13 protein-coding genes and 1 tRNA gene are annotated in these 19,765 nt (G+C 61.1%); 11 read left to right on the top strand and 3 right to left on the bottom strand.

Annotation, left to right across the window (positions count from 1 at the left end; translation table 11 throughout):
- The first annotated feature begins 167 nt into the window (after positions 1-167).
- The 5 genes from LPC22_RS07620 to LPC22_RS07600 all read left to right on the top strand — a co-directional run bounded on the left by LPC22_RS07620 (position 168) and on the right by LPC22_RS07600 (position 4,020).
- Positions 168-1,286: an ROK family transcriptional regulator gene (locus LPC22_RS07620; RefSeq protein ID WP_229133368.1), complete on the top strand. Its 1,119-nt coding sequence runs from the start codon at positions 168-170 to the stop codon at positions 1,284-1,286.
- A 123-nt stretch (positions 1,287-1,409) separates the two neighbouring features.
- A tRNA-Gly gene (locus tag LPC22_RS07615) sits at positions 1,410-1,483 on the top strand.
- 503 nt (positions 1,484-1,986) lie between these two features.
- Positions 1,987-2,220 carry a DUF2188 domain-containing protein gene (locus LPC22_RS07610; protein WP_045934889.1) on the top strand — a complete coding sequence of 78 codons (234 nt, stop codon included), beginning with the start codon at positions 1,987-1,989 and terminating at the stop codon, positions 2,218-2,220.
- A 203-nt stretch (positions 2,221-2,423) separates the two neighbouring features.
- Positions 2,424-3,233, top strand: coding sequence for a hypothetical protein (locus LPC22_RS07605; protein ID WP_121913912.1), 810 nt, complete (start codon positions 2,424-2,426; stop codon positions 3,231-3,233).
- 31 nt (positions 3,234-3,264) lie between these two features.
- Positions 3,265-4,020: an alpha/beta hydrolase gene (locus LPC22_RS07600; protein WP_229133367.1), complete on the top strand. Its 756-nt coding sequence runs from the start codon at positions 3,265-3,267 to the stop codon at positions 4,018-4,020.
- A 6-nt stretch (positions 4,021-4,026) separates the two neighbouring features.
- On the opposite strand, the gene LPC22_RS07595 is transcribed toward LPC22_RS07600, so the two are convergent.
- Entirely contained in the window at positions 4,027-6,246 is a 2,220-nt protein-coding gene (locus LPC22_RS07595) for a cation:proton antiporter (RefSeq protein ID WP_229133366.1), read from the bottom strand.
- Between the two features lie 571 nt (positions 6,247-6,817).
- Here LPC22_RS07595 and LPC22_RS07590 point away from each other — a divergent pair.
- Positions 6,818-9,553: a cation-translocating P-type ATPase gene (locus tag LPC22_RS07590; protein ID WP_229133365.1), complete on the top strand. Its 2,736-nt coding sequence runs from the start codon at positions 6,818-6,820 to the stop codon at positions 9,551-9,553.
- A 59-nt stretch (positions 9,554-9,612) separates the two neighbouring features.
- Positions 9,613-10,041, top strand: a complete 429-nt coding sequence (locus LPC22_RS07585) for a nucleoside deaminase (RefSeq protein ID WP_229133430.1) — start codon at positions 9,613-9,615, stop codon at positions 10,039-10,041.
- A gap of 18 nt (positions 10,042-10,059) precedes the next feature.
- On the opposite strand, the gene LPC22_RS07580 is transcribed toward LPC22_RS07585, so the two are convergent.
- Positions 10,060-10,947 carry a sulfite exporter TauE/SafE family protein gene (locus LPC22_RS07580; protein WP_373312926.1) on the bottom strand — a complete coding sequence of 296 codons (888 nt, stop codon included), beginning with the start codon at positions 10,945-10,947 and terminating at the stop codon, positions 10,060-10,062.
- 162 nt (positions 10,948-11,109) lie between these two features.
- Here LPC22_RS07580 and LPC22_RS07575 point away from each other — a divergent pair, with 162 nt between their 5' ends.
- From LPC22_RS07575 to ilvA, 4 genes are all read left to right on the top strand, one after another.
- The gene (locus LPC22_RS07575; RefSeq protein WP_024627574.1) at positions 11,110-12,084 is read left to right on the top strand and encodes a ketopantoate reductase family protein; all 975 of its coding nucleotides are present in this window, start codon (positions 11,110-11,112) and stop codon (positions 12,082-12,084) included.
- A 60-nt stretch (positions 12,085-12,144) separates the two neighbouring features.
- Positions 12,145-14,055: a glycoside hydrolase family 13 protein gene (locus tag LPC22_RS07570; protein WP_229133363.1), complete on the top strand. Its 1,911-nt coding sequence runs from the start codon at positions 12,145-12,147 to the stop codon at positions 14,053-14,055.
- Positions 14,056-14,153: 98 nt separating this feature from the next.
- Positions 14,154-16,682, top strand: coding sequence for a trehalose-phosphatase (otsB, locus tag LPC22_RS07565; protein WP_308443384.1), 2,529 nt, complete (start codon positions 14,154-14,156; stop codon positions 16,680-16,682).
- A 264-nt stretch (positions 16,683-16,946) separates the two neighbouring features.
- On the top strand, positions 16,947-18,212 hold the full coding sequence (ilvA, locus tag LPC22_RS07560; RefSeq protein WP_229133361.1) for a threonine ammonia-lyase: 1,266 nt from the start codon (positions 16,947-16,949) through the stop codon (positions 18,210-18,212).
- Between the two features lie 211 nt (positions 18,213-18,423).
- On the opposite strand, the gene LPC22_RS07555 is transcribed toward ilvA, so the two are convergent.
- Positions 18,424-19,179, bottom strand: a complete 756-nt coding sequence (locus LPC22_RS07555; protein ID WP_229133360.1) for a Sir2 family NAD-dependent protein deacetylase — start codon at positions 19,177-19,179, stop codon at positions 18,424-18,426.
- Positions 19,180-19,765 lie beyond the last annotated feature (586 nt).

The raw sequence follows: 19,765 nt of genomic DNA, 5'->3' as shown, positions 1-19,765 counted from the left end.
GGTCTTGAAAACGAACCGTTTTGATACTGCTATGACGAGATCTGGGTCTGCCAGGGCAAGGAAGTTTACAATATAAGAAGCAAGCATGGATGGGCATGGTCACGGGGTTCAAGGCCCAATCCCCATGGCGGGTCCCCGTTCCCGCATTATCTATCGTCAGGCGAATTATGACCAGCAATACCGGCAACCTGTCCAAGGCGCTGCCCAAGTCGGTGCGGCATCACAACCGAGCCATCCTGCTCAGGCTGCTCTACCCCGATGTCAGTATGACCAGGGCTGATCTGGCCCGCGCTTCAGGGCTGACCAGGGTCGCCATATCGGACATCGTTGCCGAGCTGCTGGGCGAGCATCTGCTCATGGAGGTGGGTTATAGCAAATCCACCGGGCCGGGCAAGCGGGGACGGCTGCTGCGCATCAATCCTGACGGGCGCAGCATCCTGGCCCTGGACCTTTCCACGCCCTACGTCTTCAGGGGAGCGGTGCTCAACCTGACTGGGCAGGTGGTGGCGCGTGAGGAGATTCCGCTGACTGCTGACGGCAAGGTTCCCCTGGATTTGGTCGGGGAGCTGACCGATTCATTGACGCAACGTGCAACCCACCCCATCATGGGCATCGGCGTATCCAGTCCCGGCATTGTCAGTGCTGAAGGCGTGGTCGATGATGCCACCAACCTGGGCTGGGTTCAGACCGATCTGCGTGGCTATCTGCATGAGAAGACCGGCCTGGAGGTGACGGTCAACAACGATGCCAACAACGAGGTTCTGGCCGAGCAGCAGTTCGGCTCAGGACAGTCCGACCTGCTGCTGGTTCATCTGGGCGACGGAGTTGGGGCAGGGTTGCTGGTCTCCGGCGAGCTGGTGACCGGTTGCAACCGTGCGGCCGGCGAGATCGGCCATGTGGTGGTGGACCCCACCGGTCCTCAGTGTCGCTGCGGCAAGCGCGGTTGCCTGGAATCGCTGATCAGCGTTCCCAAGCTGACTGCTGCAATGGACCGGGATCCTGACAATCTGGCTAGCATTCTGCGCCGGGCCGGTGAACTGCTGGGCCGTGTTCTGACCATGCCTGCCGGCCTTATGGACATTCCTCGCGTGGCTGTCCTGGGCGACTCCAGGGTGGTCAACCGCATCTTCCTAAGTGCCATGGAGAAGACCATGAACGATGCCCTGGCCACTGATTTCCGGCGGCCCCTGGTGGTCGACCGCTCGGCACTGGGTGAGGATGCCGCCTTGCTTGGAGCCTGCTCCACGGTGGTGGCCGACCTGATCGAGCCTGACGGCACCGTCTGAAAGTGGATTGAAGACCTGTCTCGCAACCGTGCCCGGAGTTGGTGATTCGCGCACATCGCTGAGACCTGCTACCATGGTGACTCGCATGCGGTTGGCCGAGGTCTGACCACGGTAGCCGGATTTGCGGGCGTAGTTCATTGGTAGAATGGAAGCTTCCCAAGCTTCAGAGGCGGGTCCGATTCCCGTCGCCCGCTCCAGTCGGATTCACGGACATGTCGATGAAGATCGGGATTTCAAACCTTTCATATTTGTATATATTTTGAGCTTTATTAACATAATCTGGTTTTGAGCTCGCGCCATATGTCGCAAATCTGACATATGAAATATGAGGTGCTTACGTGGGTGTTTCCAGGTCATAGGCTTATCGAGTCCGTATATCTCCGCAAAGCGCCTTATTCCTAAACGGCTTTTGTTGGTTCTAGGTAAGAAGACTCTTGAAAATTATTGCTCAATAACAAACGCGGAAGAATAAATGCCGAAGTCATGCGTGTGCTTTTTGGTATTTGCGGGATCATGTCGAGTTGTCGCCGGACTCCGCTCTAATCACAGAGCCACTTCGTATTTGAGATAGGAGCTGCAACACAGGGCCGGGTCTTTGATGAACAATATTCCTGAGAATTCTGGAGTGTCGGAGCACAGTGGCTCAGGTCGGGCAGTGGAAGATGAGGGGGTACAGGGAAGTATGGAAAGGACGGCCATCATGGCTGATTATCACGTGCAATACGACGGGGATCGCGATCTCTGGACAGTCAAGCGGGCCGGGGCTTCACGTGTCTCCCGCACCTTCGCCACCAAGGCGGAGGCCACCAAGCAGGCCAAGGTCTTTGCAGACCGGTCCGGCGGCGGCGAGGTCAACATCCATAACAAGGGTGGCAACAAAATCCGCGACAAGCGCACCATAGGCAAGAAGGATCCCCGAGACATCAAGGGCTGAACTCCAACCGGGCTCCAGGTTCTTTCGCCGTCATCGGACCTGTGCTGGTGCCGAACGTCGCGGCGATAAGTAACTAGGCGCTTCTAATATGCCCATCTATCAGCCCAGCAGGATGTTGGGATGGTGAAGCATTGGCCGCCGTCGCTGGTCTGCATGTGTCCGTCCCCATAGACTGAAACCAACCGTGAAAGGTGGCGAGGTCGATGGCCGATGGATTCAACCAGCTGGATCAGCGGCTGGCGGACAGCGGGTATGACGAGGGTCTGCCAGCCTCCTATCCTCCTCGCCCTGATATTGATGAGCGCCCTATTCAGATAGCCCATGCCAACATCTGGAGTCGATTTGCAGCAGTCACAGGGCTGGTCTCTGCCCTGGCGGGCGCTGCCCTGCTGGCCCATGCCATAGCCCCCTCCAGGCTGGGGGTCATAGGCCAGGTGGGCATCTCGGCTTGGGTGGGGGTCTCCGTGGCCTTTGCCCTTTTGACCATAATCCTGGTCGTCATAGCCCGTCACTCCGGAACAATCCCGAACCGGCCCTCGGTGGGCTCAGCGGGCATTATTCTTCTGATCTGTGGAATGCTCCTGACCGTGGCAGGCCTGCTCATCGCCAACTCTTTTCCCAAGGGCATCATCAAGGCTCCTGCGCGTGACGAAGCGCCCATCAGTTCGGCCCAGGCTATGACCGGCGGTATCGACAAGGCTGTCGGTCAGTGTGCTTCGGGTTGGCATGACATCGGCCTAGATGGGTATGTGGGCATCTCCCAGGCCCGGTATTGTACGGATACGACCATGGCCTACGTGGTCTTCGACAACGATTCTGCGGCATCTCTGGCCAAGGGTCCCATCCGCGCCCGCGTGCCTGATCTGCTCTCCCGCTACGGAGGTGGGCTGCAGCCCCAGGATCTATGGCTGCTGACCGGCAAGCGTTGGATGGTGGTGGGTAGTAAGGCCCAAGTGACCGGACTGCAGGGCCAGTGGGGTGGCCAGGCCGAGCCGCTCATGAGTCAGCATTGAATGACCGGACCAGTCGACTATCGTGGCAGATATGGATCAAGCACAAAAGGATGATGGCGGATTGGTGGGTCGGCCCTCCACGGTGGTGCCGGGACGTTTTGGACAGGAGCTCAAGGTAGAGCAGGTTCGTTGGTCCCGCAAGCAGGGCACAGGTAACCCTTCGCGGCCCATTTTTGTACTCATGCACGGCTGGGGCTCCAACGAGGAGGACATGGCTGACCTGATGCGCTACGTGGCCCCCTACAACGACTATGCATCCCTGCGGGCGCCCATGGTGGTGCCGGGCAGCGAGCGCGGCATGTTCGGCCCGGGGTACACCTGGTTTCACGATATGCGTCCCGAACAGGAGGACCTGGATCGGGATGGCTATGCAGCGGCTCGGGCTGTGGACACCTGGGTTTCAGCCAACATCCCGGAGGACCGACCTGTGGTGGCCATGGGCTTCTCGCAGGGAGCCATGCTGGCGGTTCATCTGCTTCGGGTCAACCCTGAGCGCTACCGGGCGTCCATATGCCTGTCCGGGTTCCTTGCCCCAGGCCTAGTGCCCGGCACTGCTCCGGCGGATGAGCGCCTGGCTGGCTTGAACAAGCCGGTCTTTCTGGGCTTCGGTTCGGATGACACCACGGTTCCCAAGTACGAATTCCGGGCCCTGGCCGCTTGGCTGGACGAGCACGTATGGCTGCACACCACCGAATACGATCACTTGGACCATGCCGTCGACATGCGCGAGATGAACGACCTTCGCCAGTGGCTGGGCGAGATCGACGTGACCTCGGGCCTTATGTAGATCGACTCACAGGGCCGAGTCGGCATCGACCTGCATGACGTAGACGTTGCGGCGCATCTTCCTGGCCGTCGTACGCGAGATCTCTCCGGATTCGACCATGTCCTGGATCTGGCCCAGCTCGATGGCATACCCTTCGCGCTTGGCCTCCTCCACCTGATCTCTGACGGCAGGCATGCCCGCGTATTCGGTCTTTCCCTCCGCCGAAGATTCGATCATCTGGTGGTTGATGATGGTGTTGAGCAGGTCCTCGGTCTTGAAGCGGCCCTTGCCCAGCTCGGAGTAAAGCTTTTCAATCAGGAAGTGGTTCATCTCCGCCTGCAGGTGGCGTCCGGCCACGAAGACACGGTCCTTGTCGATCGGCTGGGTCAGGTGCTTCAGGCGGTGGAACTGGCTGTGCAGCAGCCCCCTGAGTCGCCTGCGAGCCGTGTAGGCCCTCCAGCGGAGCTCTCCGCCCCTGTCCAAGTGGAAGAGGGACCCGGATATGGTGGACAGAATCCTGCGGGCGGCTTGTTCCTGGCTGCGCAGATTCAGCAGTTCATCCTGGTCGTCGCCACGCTCGCTGCGCTGGTCGATCAGCTGGGCATCGGCATCCCTGTCGGCCACGGTCTCGGCCTCGGTGCTGGGTTCGGCCTCGGTCGCAGGCTGTGCTGATGCAGGTGCCTGCTCAATACTGGCGTCTTTGCTCTTGAGCCGCTCCTCCAGCTGATCCTGGGCCTCCTCAATCCGGCTCAGCCGTTCCTCCATGTAATCCTGCTCCCACTCCATGGTCTGCACCTGCAGGTCCTGGAAGTCCTTGGGGGAATACTGGCCGATCCGCGACTTGAGCTTGGCGATGCGGTGGTTGTACTGCTTGATCACGTGCTGGATGGCCAGCCGGTTCTCGTCAGTGATCCTGCTGGAGAGCTCCCGGACTGTGCCTCTGAGCACCTTGATGGATTTTTCGACCTGTTGGGCCGGAACTTCACTGCTCTGTGAAGGGGCCAGCAGCGGCAGGGCGAAGTTGGCCAGCACCAGGGTGACGATGATGACCCCGGCGGCCACGAAGATCAGCTCGCTGCGCATTGGGAAGGCTGACCCGTCGTCGGTCATATAGGGGATGGTCAGGGCCAAGGATAAGGTGATGGTCCCCTTGGGTCCGCCGAAGGTCATGACGGCCGCCGACCTCAGGAGCTTGGATGTGATCCGTCGTCTGCTGCCGGTCTCATGGTCCTTGGTGAAGATCAGGACGCTGGCGGTCCAGAGGAAGCGCAGCACGATCACGGTCAGGCAGACCAGGGTGATGGTGGCCACCAACATCCAATTACTGACCCGCCGATCTCGCCAGCTGGTGCCCATGGCCGCCGGCAGCAGCATGCCCAGGAGGACGAAGACCGCGCCGTTGAGACTGAAGGAGAGCACTTTCCAGACGCTGGATGAGACGATGTTGGCTTTGGACGTATTGGGGCCTACTCCGGTGTGGTCGAAGCGAACCAGCAGCCCGGTGGAGACCACGGCCAGGACCCCGGACACATGCAGGATGTTCTGCCCGACCATGTAGATCAGGAAAGGCAGGAAGAGCTCCAGCAGGATTCTGGTGGTAGTGGTCTCCCAGCCCAGGCGGCGGGCGGACTCAAAGAGCCAGTTGACCACGAAGCCCATGATCAGGCCGAAACCGATGCCGCCTACGAACTCGAGGAGGAACTCGCCCAGGGCCCGGGGCAGGGAGAATGAGCCGGTCACGGTGGCCAGGATGGCGAACTGGAAGCCGATGACGCCAGTGGCGTCGTTGAAGAGCGATTCGCCGGCAAGAATGGAATGTTCGTCCGGTGTGAGGTCGGCGCTCTCGCCTAGGGAGGAAACGGCCACGGCATCGGTGGGCCCCAGGGCGGCACCCAGGGCCATGGCTGCAGCCAGGGGAAACATGGGCCAGGCGGCGTGCAGGATGACGCCCACCATGATCATGGTCAGGGCAGCCAGGCCAATGGCCAGGGAAAGGGATGATCGCAAGCCCTTGAGCAGCTCCACCTTGTTGATGGTGTGGGCCTCGTAGTAGAGCAGGGGCGCGATGAAGAGGACCATGAACAGCTCAGGATCCAGCCGCATCCGCGGAAAAATGGGCAGCAGGGCCATGACTGCGCCCAAGGCAATCTGGACCAGGGGGGTGGAGATCCGGGGAATGAATCTGGAGATGAAGGAAGAGACGAGGACGGCAGCAAGTATGCACAGAATGAGGATGAATGTTTCCACGGGCTTCCTTTCCGCCACGCAATCCCGGGCGGGCTGCCGCAGGCCCGGCTAGTAGGGTTCGTTCGACCAATGAAGGAATCTCCGAGTGCAGGGTCGCATGAGGATCGACGTCGCATCGTCCATTATACGGAATGGCGATATCCAGGAACAGTATTGATGGACAATGTGCGCTAAGTTGACACCTCAAGGCGAAATGGTGGATAGACTGCGCTCGCGATAGGCGAACATTTGTGAAAATCCGGCCCGGGGACCCCCGTAAGCGCATGAAGAGCCGGCTCAATCGGTATACTCATGAAGACCGGGAAGGCTCCGAACCTCCCAGCGGGCACTGCTTGCGGCGGCTGACCATGGAGCCCCATCTCTTGACCCCGGGGACTTGCGCGCACGCTATCGTTTCCCCGATGCTTTTGGACATCCCCCGGTCCAGAAGGAAGATTGCAAGAAAGACTGCAGAGGGTCGCATGCGGGGACAAATGACCGATCCGGTTTGGAAAGGCCAGGTTGACCGATGACATCATCCATGACATCTACAAGCATTAAAAATCAGAACGCAGCGGCAGCAGGGACTGACATGCGTTTCGACGACACCGATTGGCACAGCCTAGAGACCTCGGCTGTGCTGGAGACCCTGCGCACTGGGGACCAAGGTTTGGATACGCAGGAGAGCGCACGCCGACTGGAAATCTTCGGGCCCAACAGCCTGGCCGAGGCCCAGGCCAAACCCCGTTGGAAACTTTTCCTGGAGCAGTTCGCCGGCCCCCTGATCGCCGTTCTGATGGTCTGCGGCATCATCACCATTTTTCTGCAGCACTATGTGGACGCTGCGGCCATATTCCTGGTCCTTTTTCTCAATGCCATCATCGGCTATGTGCAGGAATCCAAGGCGGACAAGGCCGTGGAGGCTCTGACCACCCTGTCCACCCCCACCACACGGGTGGTGCGCCAGGGCAGGATGGAGCAGATTGACGCCGACCAGCTGGTCCCGGGCGACCTGGTCCTCCTGGAGAGCGGCGACCGTATCCCCGCCGATCTGCGATTGATTGAGGCCCTTCACCTGCGCATCGACGAGGCCATGCTGACGGGCGAGAGCGAGGATGCCAAGAAGAATACGGACCCCGTGGACCGCGATGCAGCCCTGGGCGACAGGCGATGCATGGCCTTCTCGGGCACCATGGTCACCAGCGGCCGTGGACGCGGGCTGGTGGTAGCCACCGGTTCCGACACCGAGCTGGGCGAAATCAACGATCTGGTCCATGTGGCCAAGGGCCGCACGCCCCTGCAGCGGATCATCCACCGCACCGAGGTGGGCATCGCCGTCGCCGTCATCCTGGTGGCCATATTCGTCTTCATCGGCGGAGCCATCCTCAATGGCGATGCTACGGGGGCCTTCCTGTCTGCGGTCTCCTTGGTGGTGGCCTCCATGCCCGAGGCCCTGCCGATCGTGCTGACCGTGGCTATGGCCTTGGGTGTCTCAAGGATGGCTGAATACCATGCCATCGTCCGCTCACTGCCGGCCGTTGAAACCCTGGGTTCCATCACCGTTATCGGCTCGGACAAGACCGGTACGCTGACACAGAACCGCATGACCGTGGAACAGTTCACCCTGGGTGGCGGCCAGCCGGTTCCCGTCGAGGGCCTGGACCTAGGTGCAGCGGCTGTATCCGACGACGCTCGTATGCGCGGTCTGGCTGCCCTTGCTCGGGCCGGGGCTCTGACCAATGAGGCCCACAGACAGCCGAATGAACAAGGCGGCATCGAGTACAGCGGTGACGCGGTCGACATGGCCATGGCCCGCCTGGCCGACCAGACTGGAGCCGTGACCACTGAAGACCTGGATGCTCCTATCGTCATGGAGACCCCCTACGAGCCGGAGCTGCTCCACTCCATGACCATCCGCCGCAGCCCGGACGGCACCCTGACCCAATACGTCAAGGGCGCTCCGGACGCGGTCATGGCCATGAGTCGAACCATGCTGGACCCGGATGGCCAGGTCGTTCCCTTGGATACCCAGGCCGTACACAAGTCTTATGAAGCCATGGGCTCCCAGGGGCTGCGCGTCATAGGCGTGGCCAGCAGGGTCCTTTCCTCTGACCAGGATCCCGCCTCCCGCCGTCGACCTGACGACCTGACCTTCCTGGGGCTCGAGGGTATGCTCGACCCGCCTCGACCCGGCGTGCGCGAGGCCATCGCCGAATGCGCAGGAGCCGGCATCCGCGTGGTCATGATCACCGGTGACCACCCGGTGACCGCAGCCGCCATAGGCCGCCGCCTGGGACTGGAGCACACCGATCAGGCGCTGACCGGCAGCGAAATGTTGGAGATGAGCGACGAGGTCCTCCGGGCCCGTCTGCGTGAGACCTCCATCGCTGCCCGAGTCTCCCCCCAGGACAAACTGCGCATTGTGGAGGCCCTGCAGGACGAGGGCCATGTGGTGGCTGTGACCGGCGACGGCGTCAATGACGCCCCGGCACTGAAGGCTGCCTCGGTGGGCATCGCCATGGGTCGCTCCGGCACTGACGTGGCCCGGGAGGCCAGCGATGTGGTTTTGACCGACGATAACTTCGTCACCATCACCCAGGCCGTGCGCCAGGGGAGGGTCATCTTCAAGGCCATCCGCGGGTCCGCCTACTTCCTTCTTTCTACAGCTGCAGCCGCCATGATCGCCGTGGGGGTCAATGTGATTGCCGAGGAGCCCCTGCTCTTCCTGCCCCTGCAGATGCTCTGGATCAACTTCGTCACCAACGGCGTCCAGGACATCGCCCTGGGATTCGAACCAGGCAACGGCGATGAGCTGGAGTCGCCCCCGCGTTCGTCTGGTGAGGGTCTGCTCTCGCGGGTGCTCTGGGCGCGACTTGCCGTCTGCGGGCTCTGGATGGCCACCTGCATCCTTGTTCTGTTCCGTTTGAACATCAACGCGGGAATGGATCTGGCCCACGCCCGGACCATGGCCCTGACCCTGCTGGTCCTTTTCAATTTCTTCGTCGCCATGTCGGCCAGGTCCGAGAACAGGTTGATCGTCCAACTCAATCCCCTGGACAACACCTTCCTGCTGGTGGCTTCGTTCGTGGCCCTGGGCATCCATGCGGGGGCCATGTATCTGGCTCCGGTTGCAGGCGTTCTGGGCATGGCCCCCTTGAGCGCAAGCCAGTGGCTCATCTGCCTGGGGATTGGACTGACGGTCCTGATCTTCAGCGAAGGCGACAAGATGGTTCGTGCCTTCCTGGCCAAGCGGGGCATCGACACATCCGGACGGCCCAAGGGCCACCTGCACCATGTGCGCCGCCGCATCGCCGGCATGATTAACTGAACCAACCTGTCGGGCTGGACTGCCAGACTGAACCCGTGCAAGAACGGTGGAAGGCGCCCATGGAGGAGGCCCTGCGGCTGGCCGGCATAGCCGGTGACCGGGGGGACGTGCCCGTGGGTGCCCTGATCTTGGATGCCTCGGACCGGGTCATCGGCCGGGGCTTCAACCAGCGGCAGGCCCTGGGTCGTCCCCTGGCTCACGCCGAGATGGAGGCCATCCGGAGGTTCAATGCGGGCTGGGATCTGGCAGGGTGCACCATGGTCGTCACCCTGGAGCCCTGCCCCATGTGTGCAGGAGCCCTGATGGCCTGCCACTTCAGCAGGGTGGTCTTCGGCGCCTGGGATCCCAAGATGGGAGCCTGCGGATCGGTCTGGGATCTGCCCCGTGACCCGCACACCGGATCAAAAGTCGAGGTGCTGGGCGGCGTGTGTGAACAGGCATGTGCCGGGATTCTTGCCGACTTCTTCGCCCGGCACCGCCAGGGCTGAGTCCTGTTTTTTTTTTTTTCAGTGATGGTTGTGATTGGCTCTGTACCGCTGGAAGGCCGGGGTGACCTGTAGGGCCGCCCAGATGCAGCGCAGGACAATCAGGCAGAGGTAGGCGGCGAACAGATTGGCGCCCACTCGTGCACTGACTCCTGAGGCCGCCCAGGTGCCCACCGGTGTGGTCAGCGCAGCCACGATGCCCAGAAGCAGCCCCTGACCGGCGTGGACCAGGTGGTGACGAAGGTTGGTGAACGTCCCTGACAAGGAGCTAGGCAGAATGGCCAGCAGGGAGGTCCCTCTGGCGATCAGATCGCTGGCGCCCAGCAGGGCCAGGGCAGGCACCGCGATGGCTCCGCCGCCTACGCCCAGCAACCCTGACAGGGTTCCGATCAGGACACCGACCAGCAGAATGATCAAGGCCACCGCCGGGCTCAGCTGGATGCTGCTTTCCCTTGAGGGCGTGGACAGCAGCTGCTGGGCAATGACTGCCATCAGGAAGCCCACGTAGAGCCATCTGAGGATCACCTCTGGAAGCCGATCCAGCAGCCAGGTGCCGATCTGCGCCCCAATGACCGTGCCCACGGCCAGCAGGAGGGCGGCCAGCCAGTCTACATGCCCGCCCAAGGCGTAGGAGGCCACACCGGCCAGCGACATGGGAATCATGGAAGCCAGCGAGGTGGCCGAGGCCTGCCGTTGCTGCAGTCCGGTCCATACCAGGGCAGGCACGATGATCGATCCGCCGCCGATGCCGAACATCCCCGACAGGAATCCGCTGATCACGCCCACCAGGATCAGGATGGCCAGGGTCCGCCGGTCCATCCTTCCTGCTCCTCTCTGTTCTTTCTGCATGGGTTCCAGCCTAGGTCGACGTTTTCGTCGGGATTGCAGGATGTCCGTGTATGCGGCCAAGTCCTCCAAGGTGCAGGAATTCAGGCATATTCCAGTCCTTATGTCCACCATGCGACCGTCGCCTTGGTTCCCTTCTGCCGCCTCGGCATACTGCTTGGTATCCCCCGGGCCGGTCCCCGGAGGTGCGTTGTCTAGTCAAGAGAACAAAGAGGGTGTGTTTCGATGCGTTATACGGTCATCGGTGCCGGAGCCATGGGCTATCGTCTGGGCGTGCTGCTGCAGGAGCAGGCCGGCCTGCAGGTTGATTTCGTGGATACCTGGATGCCCAATATTGACAAGGTTCATGACCAGGGAGGCGTCTATGTCTCCCGCGATCATGAGAATCGGCATTTGGTGCCCGTCAACATTTACACCCCCGAGGAATACAAGGGCGACCCCGATGTCTGGATCATTATGCTCAAGCAGATGCAGCTGGAGGCTGTTCTGGAGCGTTGCGCCCCTCTCTTCCGCGACCATCAGGTGGTCTATTCGGCCATGAACGGCTGGGGTCACTTCGACAAGCTGCTCAAGTACTTCCCCAAGGAGCGCATCTACGGCGGCACGGCCATGATCGGCACGGTCCTCAATGGGCCTGGCGATGTGGACTTCATCGGCAAGTCCGGGGCTGGTTCCGTGCATCTGTGCGCCATGACCGAGGAGACCACCGATCTGGAGCGCCGGATGGCCGAGGACTTCAAGGCCGCCAATCTCAACCCCATCCTGACCGAGAACTTCGAGGGCACCTGCCTGGCCAAGATCATCTTCAACTCGGTGGTCAACACCATCTGCACCATGTACCAGATCACCATGGGCCAGTTCGTCTCCTACCCGGGTGCCAAGGATATGTCCCGCCAGCTGATCGACGAGGCTTATGATGCCTGCGAGCGGGCCGGCAAGCAGCTGATCCAGACCCGGCAGGAGACCCTGGACGAGGTGGACTACGTCAGCCGCGTGGGCAATCCCCTCCACTACCCCTCCATGTACCAGGACATGTCCAAGGGCCGCCCGACTGAGGTGGACTACATCAACGGCTATCTGGCACGCTTGGGCCGTGAGCATGACTACGTCTGCCGGACCCAGGAGTTCCTGACCCACGGCGTCCATCTGGCCGAGCTGGCCTTCCGCGTTCATCATGAGGAGCAGGCCAACCAGGGGTGAATGGGTGATTTATAGTGAGGGTGGCACAAGGACGTCCGAACCCGTCCGGCCAGGAGGACCATGACCCAGGAAGAACGCATGCAGCTGCCCGACCGGGTACGGACCAACGGAGCCACCCCCAATCCCTGGTGGGCCAACGCAGTGGTCTACCAGATCTATCCACGATCCTTCCAGGACACCAACGGTGACGGATACGGCGACTTGCCGGGCATCACCCAACGGCTGGATTACCTGGCCGACCTGGGCGTGGACGTGATCTGGCTGAGCCCGGTCTACAAGTCCCCCCAGGACGACAACGGCTATGACATTGCCGATTACCAGGACATCGACCCCATCTTCGGCACCATGGACGATATGGACGAGCTTCTGGACCAGGCTCACCGTCGGGGCATCAAGGTGGTCATGGACCTGGTGGTCAACCACACCTCGGATGAGCACGCCTGGTTCCAGGCCTCCCGCAATAAGGATGACCCGCATGCCGACTGGTACTGGTGGCGTCCCGCCAAGGCAGGCCACGAACCCGGCACCCCCGGCGCAGAGCCCAACCAATGGGGCTCCTACTTCGGAGGCTCTGCCTGGCAGTACGATCCGCAACGCGGCGAATACTATCTGCACCTGTTTTCCAAGAAGCAGCCCGACCTCAACTGGGAGAACCCCCAGGTTCGTCAGGCCGTCTTCGACATGATGAACTGGTGGATGGACCGGGGCATCGACGGGTTCCGCATGGATGTGATCGTCATGATCTCCAAGACCGTCGACTCCGAGGGCCGTTTGCCCGGCGAGGACGGATCGGCCATCGCTGACGGTCCTGTGGGGCCCGAGGGGTACTCGTCCTCGGTGCCCTTCTGCGTGGACGGCCCACGGCTGGACGAGTTCCTCAGACAGATGCGTAGCGAGGTCTTCCAGGGTCGGCAGGGCTACCTAACAGTCGGAGAGGCTCCGAGCCTGACTCCTGCCCGCAGCGGGCAGATTACCGACCCGGCCAACCATGAGCTGGACATGCTCTTCCTCTTCACTCAGACCGAGGTTGACACCGGGGACAGCAAGTGGGACATCCACCCCTTCCAGGTCTCCCGGCTCAAGGTGGTCATGGACGAGCAGCAGCAGGCCGTGGCCAAGGCCGGATGGGCCAGCCTCTACTTCGACAACCACGACCAGCCCAGGATCGTCTCCCGTTGGGGCGACACCTCCAGCGAGGAGCTGCGCTCGCGTTCGGCCAAGGCCCTGGGGCTCCTTTTGCACATGCATAGGGGGACGCCCTACATCTATCAGGGTGAGGAGCTGGGCATGACCAACGCCGGCTTCACCAGCCTTGATCAGTACCAGGATCTGGAATCCATCAACCTCTACCATCAGCGGGTCGACCAGGCGCACGAACAGGATCCGGAGTCCATGATGGCCGCTCTGGCTTATATGAGCCGCGACAATGCCCGCACCCCCATGCAGTGGGATTCCACTAAGTTCGCCGGTTTCACGGCCTCTTACGCTCCCAAGGAGCCCTGGCTGGCAGTCAATGCTAATAGGGACAAGGTCAACGCCAAAACCGAGCAGCGTGACCCTGATTCGGTCCTGGCCTTCTACCGTGAGCTGATTCGCCTGCGGCACACCAATCCGGTCGTGGCAGCCGGCGACTTCACCCTTCTGGACCCGGATGCGGATCAGATCTATTCATTCACCCGCTCCCTGGACCAGGCGCCGGAGCCCAAGTCGGGACCCGAGGCAGCCAGCGTTCTGGATGCCCTGCCTTGCCAGCGCCTGCTGGTTGTGGTCAATCTGAGCAGCCGACCGGCCTCACTACCGCCTGAAACCGCAGCGCTTCTGGGCTTGGACCAGACCGGATTCACCTCCGTGGCCCTTGGTGCGGTGGATCCCGACCGGATCCTCATATCCACCTACCGGCCCGAGCAAACTGCCAGCTCCCTGCTGACCGGTCGCCTCTCCCCATGGGAGGGTTTCGTTTACCGACTCTGATGAAAACCCCGCCGTTAACACGCGTTCCCGGCTAGAGTGGAAGTCAGCGATGCCCCGATGGGCCTGTGGGACCGGTTGGGTCCCCGGGTCCAGGGGCGATGGGTCCGCGCCGTGGTCAATCCCGACGATTCCGGCACGGACGGGAAAAGAAAGCGGGTTGCATGTCTCGTCTGATCATTGTCTCCAATCGTTTACCCATGTCACTGCAGGCACAGGAAGACGGCTCCTACACCTTGCACCAGAACGTAGGGGGTCTGGCCACGGCCATCGGCCCCTACCACCGTTCCCATAAGGACAGCCTCTGGATCGGCTGGAGCGGCATCGATCCGCAGAAGTATTCGGAAAAGGAGCTGGCCGGCATCCGACAGGCCTACCGGGAGAGTCGGTGCATCCCTATTTTTCTGAGCAAGGAGGAGTTGAACGGATACTACGCCGGCTTCTCCAACAACACCCTCTGGCCGCTCTTCCACGACTTCTCCCACGAGGCCGTCTTCCGCCAGGAGGACTGGGAGATGTACCGCAAGGTCAATATGCGCTTCGCACAGGTCGTGGAGCCGCTCATCCGCAAGGGCGACACCATCTGGATCCAGGACTACCATCTGATGCTCCTGCCCAAGATGCTGCGCGAACGCTACCCCGATGCCTCCATCGGCTGGTTCCTGCACGTGCCCTTCCCCAGTGCTGAGATCTTCCGCTCCCTGCCCTGGAGCCGCGAGATCTTGGAGGGCGTCCTGGGCGCCAACCTGATCGGCTTCCATACCGTGGACTTCTCCGCCAGTTTCCTGGCCTCGCTCCACAGGCTGCTGCCAGAGCTGCCGGTCAACCGGGATGGTGTGGTCGAGATGCCTGATGGCCATCGCGCAGCCATCGACGCCTTCCCCATCGGCATCGATTACAACCTCTACCGGCGTACCGCCCACTCCAGCCTGGCCAGGGCCATGCGTCGAGGGATCGACGAGGTCTGCGGCAAGTCCCCGCGGCATCGCTACCGCACCTCGGTGACTGCCGAGGGCGTGGCGGCCAACGAAGCCACCGCTTCGGATGCCAACTGGTGGAGCCACTACATGAAGGAGGACATCCCCGAGTCCACGCTGGCCAAGCAGGCGGCCTCCTCGGTGGGCAGTCGCTCCAACAAGGTCATTGTTTCGGTGGATCGTCTGGACTACACCAAGGGTCTGCCCGAGCGTCTTCAGGCCTTCGGCCGCATGCTGGACAAGTACCCCGAGTGGGTAGGCCATGTCACCTATTACCTGCTGGCCACCCCGTCGCGCGAGGTTGTCGAGTCCTATCAACGGCTCAAGGCTCAGGTGGACCAGTTGGTGGGCGAGATCAATGGCCGCTACTCCCTGCTGGCCTGGACCCCTATCCACTACATCACTCGTTCCCTGTCCATCAAGCCGGTCTGCGGCATCTACACGGCCGGCGACGTAGCCCTGGTCACCCCCCTGCGCGACGGGATGAACCTGGTGGCCAAGGAGTATCTGGCCTGCCATGACGGGCGCGACGGCACTCTGGTTCTGTCGGATATGTGCGGGGCCGCCGACGAGCTGACGGATGCCTTCATCGTCAACCCCTACGACATCGATATGGTCTGCGAGGCCCTGCACAACGCCCTGGAGATCACCCCCGAGGAGTCCAAGCGGCGCAACATCCGTATGCAGGCCCGGCTCAAGGTGCGCACTGCAGCCAACTGGTGCACTTCATTCCTCGACTCCCTGCGGCAGGTGTCCGCTCCGGGCATGACAGATAGGAGGCTGCGTATGGATCACCACAATGCCATTGTTCGCCAGTGGGACGGCGCCCATCGTCGTCTGGTCCTGTGTGACTATGACGGGACGCTGACCCCGTTGGTTCGTCGTCCTGAGCGGGCCAAGCCCACCCAAGCCCTCCGCCGCCTGCTGACCCAGGTGGGGAGTAATCCTGATGTGGACTTCCTGCTGGTCTCCGGCCGCAGCCATCAGATCATGCAGGATTGGTTCGGTGACCTGCCGGTGGGGCTGATTGCTGAGCATGGCGCCTGGAACCGCAACCTGCCTGGCAGCAACTCGGACGAGTGGCAGCGGGCGCAGGGTCTGCCGGACTCCGATACCTGGCAGAAGGTGATCCGGCCCATCATGGATGAGTCGGCCACCAGGGTCCCCCGCTCCTTCGTGGAGAGCAAGTCCGATGCAGTGGCCTGGCATTACCGGATGAGCGATGCCCAGGTGGCCGAACAGGAGCGTCAGGATCTGCTCCATCGTCTGCGTGGCGTTGTGGTCGGTCTGGGACTGATGATCATGGAGAACTCCAAGGTCGTTGAGGTCACGCCTGTGGCCACCAGTAAGGGCCAGGCCATCCTGCCCTTCGTCAACAGCGGTGACTACGACTTCATGATGGCTCTGGGCGACGATGAAACGGACGAAACCATGTTCGCCGTCATGCCCGATAAGGGCTGGACCATCAAGGTCGGGCCGGGCCAGACCAAGGCTCGACTGCGGGTCAACGACCCGACCGCGGTCACTTTGCTGCTGGCCGACCTGGGTGCCGGCGTGGCCCGTGACGCTGATGAGCCTGTGGTCTCCCACGACTTCCGCGATGACCATACCGTGGTTGACGAGGCGCATGCGCAGCTCACAGACGACAAGTAAAGCAGGCGACCGCCAGTCATCACCGGTGACCACCAGCCACTACCGGTGACTGCTCGTGAAATCCGTCAAGTTCACTGGTGGTTGGCGGTTCGCTTGACTATTGGTCAGGTTGTTTTCGGTTGTATAAGGTCTGCTCTCATACCTGTCTGGTCTTCGGGTGCCCAAACGTTCGATTGCTCACATGTTCTGGTTTCGGTATGTTTTGTTGTCCACCATGTTGACGGCTGACCCCATTAGTCGGGCCTAGCCGACCATACTTGGAGCATGGATACTTCAAAAATCACTGCCTGTCTCGAGGCCGATCACGCCGCTGATCTGCAAAAAGCCGCCCAACGTCTGGAAGGCGTGGCCCGCCACACCCTTATCGAGGAATCCGATGACCTTGGTGCTCGGATAGGCCATCGTGTTCTGCTCAAGCCGGAGAATCTGCAGCTGACCGGATCCTTCAAGATTCGCGGAGCTTACAACAAGGTGGCCTCGCTGAATCAGGACGAGCTGGATCGCGGGATCGTCACCGCTTCCGCTGGCAATCATGCCCAGGGGGTGGCTTTTGCTGCCCGCAGCCGTGGCGCGAAGGCCACCATTGTCATGCCCCGGATCACGCCGCCCCTCAAAGTCGATGCCACTCGGGCCTATGGTGCCGAGGTTGTCCTGCAGGGCGAGGTCTTCGATGAAAGCTCTGACTACGCCTTGGGGCTGGCACGTGATCGTGGCATGACCTTTGTTCCGCCCTTTGACGACTATGAGGTCGTCTGCGGTCAGGGAACCATAGCCATGGAGATTCTTCAGGATGTGCCCGATGTCACCGATATCGTGGTTCCCCTGGGTGGAGGTGGGCTGGGCGCTGGTGTTGCGCTCGCCATAAAGACCTTTAAGCCTGAGGTCAGAGTCATTGGAGCCACTCCAGTCGGATCTCCGGCCTGGCGTGAGTCTCTGACAGCCGGCCATGTGGTCGCAGCAGACCAGATGCGTACGGCTGCCGAGGGTGTAGCCGTCAGACGTCCCGGCGATCTGAACTATGCTCTGCTCAGTCGCTATATGGATGATCTGGTCCAGGTAACCGAAAGCGACATCTCCGAAATGATCCTATTCATGCTGGAGAAGCACAAACTGGTGGTCGAGGCAGCCGGTGCCGTCTCCTTGGCAGCCCTAGGACAGTTGGATCTGCAGTCCGATGTCTTCCGGTCGGCTCCTGGGCCGCACGTGATTGTCCCCATCATCTCGGGCGGTAACATCGACACAGTCACCATGGGCGCAGTCATCCAGCGGGGGATGATCTCCCGCGGACGCATCATGCAGTTTGGCGTGGAGCTGCCCGACGTTCCCGGCCAGCTGGTCAATGTGGCCACGGTCCTGGCCGATCTGCGTGCCAATGTGATCGAGCTCAACCACGACCAGTTCAAATCTTCCGGCCACTATGACAACGGCGTGCTCTTGGAGGTGACTGTGGAGACCAACGGCCCCGACCACATCACCCAGATTCTGGATACCTTGCGCAGCCGGGGCTTCCAAGTCCATCAGAACTACTGAGCCTAGTTTCCCGATCGAAACCAGGGTCCGGTGCCCGTCTTCCAAGCTTCCGCGACAAGGATCATGACCGGGCGAATAGCCATAGTGGCCATCCCCATTGCTGAACTTGGTTGATGGCTTACACAGGAACCTGTGGGAGCCATCAGTGGGAGGCATCAGGAATCTGCAGAGTGTCAACCTGTTTCGAAAAATAGGCGGAGCAGTCTGCGAATCATCCCTGTCCGGCGATGGTCTTGTCAACGAGTTTGGGCAGCGCTTCTTCGATGGGTTCGTGGATGAGTCGGGTTGCCAGAGAATCATACTGGGTCGAACCCATGTTCATGATGGTGATCGGCACGCCTGCCTGGGCTGCCACTGGCACCAGCGAGGCCGCCGGATACACCTCTAAGGTGGAGCCGATCACCCAGAATTGATCGGCCTGGCTGGCCAGCCTCATGCTCTTCTCCATGGCGCCCTCGGGAAGGGCCTGACCGAAGTAGACCACATCAGTCTTGATGATGCCATTGCAAGGCATGTTGCCCTGGTAGGGCATGGGCTTGTGGCAGTGTGGATCGGGCTCTTGATCAAGCCTGGCCATGATGTCAGCCGTACGGTATGCCTGACCGCATTTCATGCAGTGGGAGGTGCCGATGGTCCCGTGAAGGTTGACGATGACGTCCTCGGAGTTGCCGGCTTTCTCGTGGAGGGCATCGAAGTTCTGCGTAGCCAGTAGGTTCAGCATGCCTACCTGCTCCAGCTTGGCCAGTGCCTTGTGGGCCACTCCCGGTTGGGCCTTCCATACAGGCGATTCCTTTTGCCACCGCCATGAATACTCCCGCTGCTTCCGGTCGCTCATGAACAGGTCCAGGTCATAGACGCTCATCTGATCAGGATGCTTGGTCCAAACCCCGTCAGGCCCGCGGAAGTCCGGTATGCCTGCGGAAGTCGAGATGCCCGCCCCGGTCAGTACTGCAATTGTTGTGCTCATACACCCGTCTTACCATCCGTTAATAGACTCAATGAGTCGAAGGCCAACTTGGTGCGCGAATATACACCTATATCAACATTCGCATTCGTAGGGTGTGGATGACTGGCGATCGAGGGCGAAAGGCGAACTTTGCATCGGATATAGCCGGCCGTGACCGGAATTCAGAAGGACTATGCTGACACGCCGACCCAGCAGTGGCTCAAGCAATACCTTGTGAATAAAATGTGTGCATGAAGCAGAAACGGTACGCTGAAGTCCCAGCTTCGCGAGGTTCAAAGTAAGAAAGGGACATATGACGACACGCCGTCTAAGGGCTTGTTATTGCTGGTTTTAAGGGTTCTCACAGAATGGCCGAGTTGCGTTTTGGCCGGCTCGTGGTAAGTTTATCTCTTGCTGCTCAACACGGCGGTTCTTCTTCCGGGAGGAAGTTGAATGGCTTGTTGGTGTGGTGGTGGTTTGAGAACTCAAGAGCGTGTTTGTGCTACTTATAGCTTTTTGATTGCCAGTCCGGTGCCTTCCCCTGTTGTGGGGTTTCGTGGGAGCGTGTAATTGGTGTCGGGGTTTTTCGTGGGTTGGTTTCCTCCTT

Source organism: Bifidobacterium mizhiense (genome assembly GCF_020884755.1).
Taxonomy (GTDB): Bacteria; Actinomycetota; Actinomycetes; order Actinomycetales; family Bifidobacteriaceae; genus Bombiscardovia; species Bombiscardovia mizhiensis.
The sequence above is the reverse complement of the archived record's forward strand: the minus strand, read 5'-3'. Positions and strand labels throughout refer to the sequence as shown.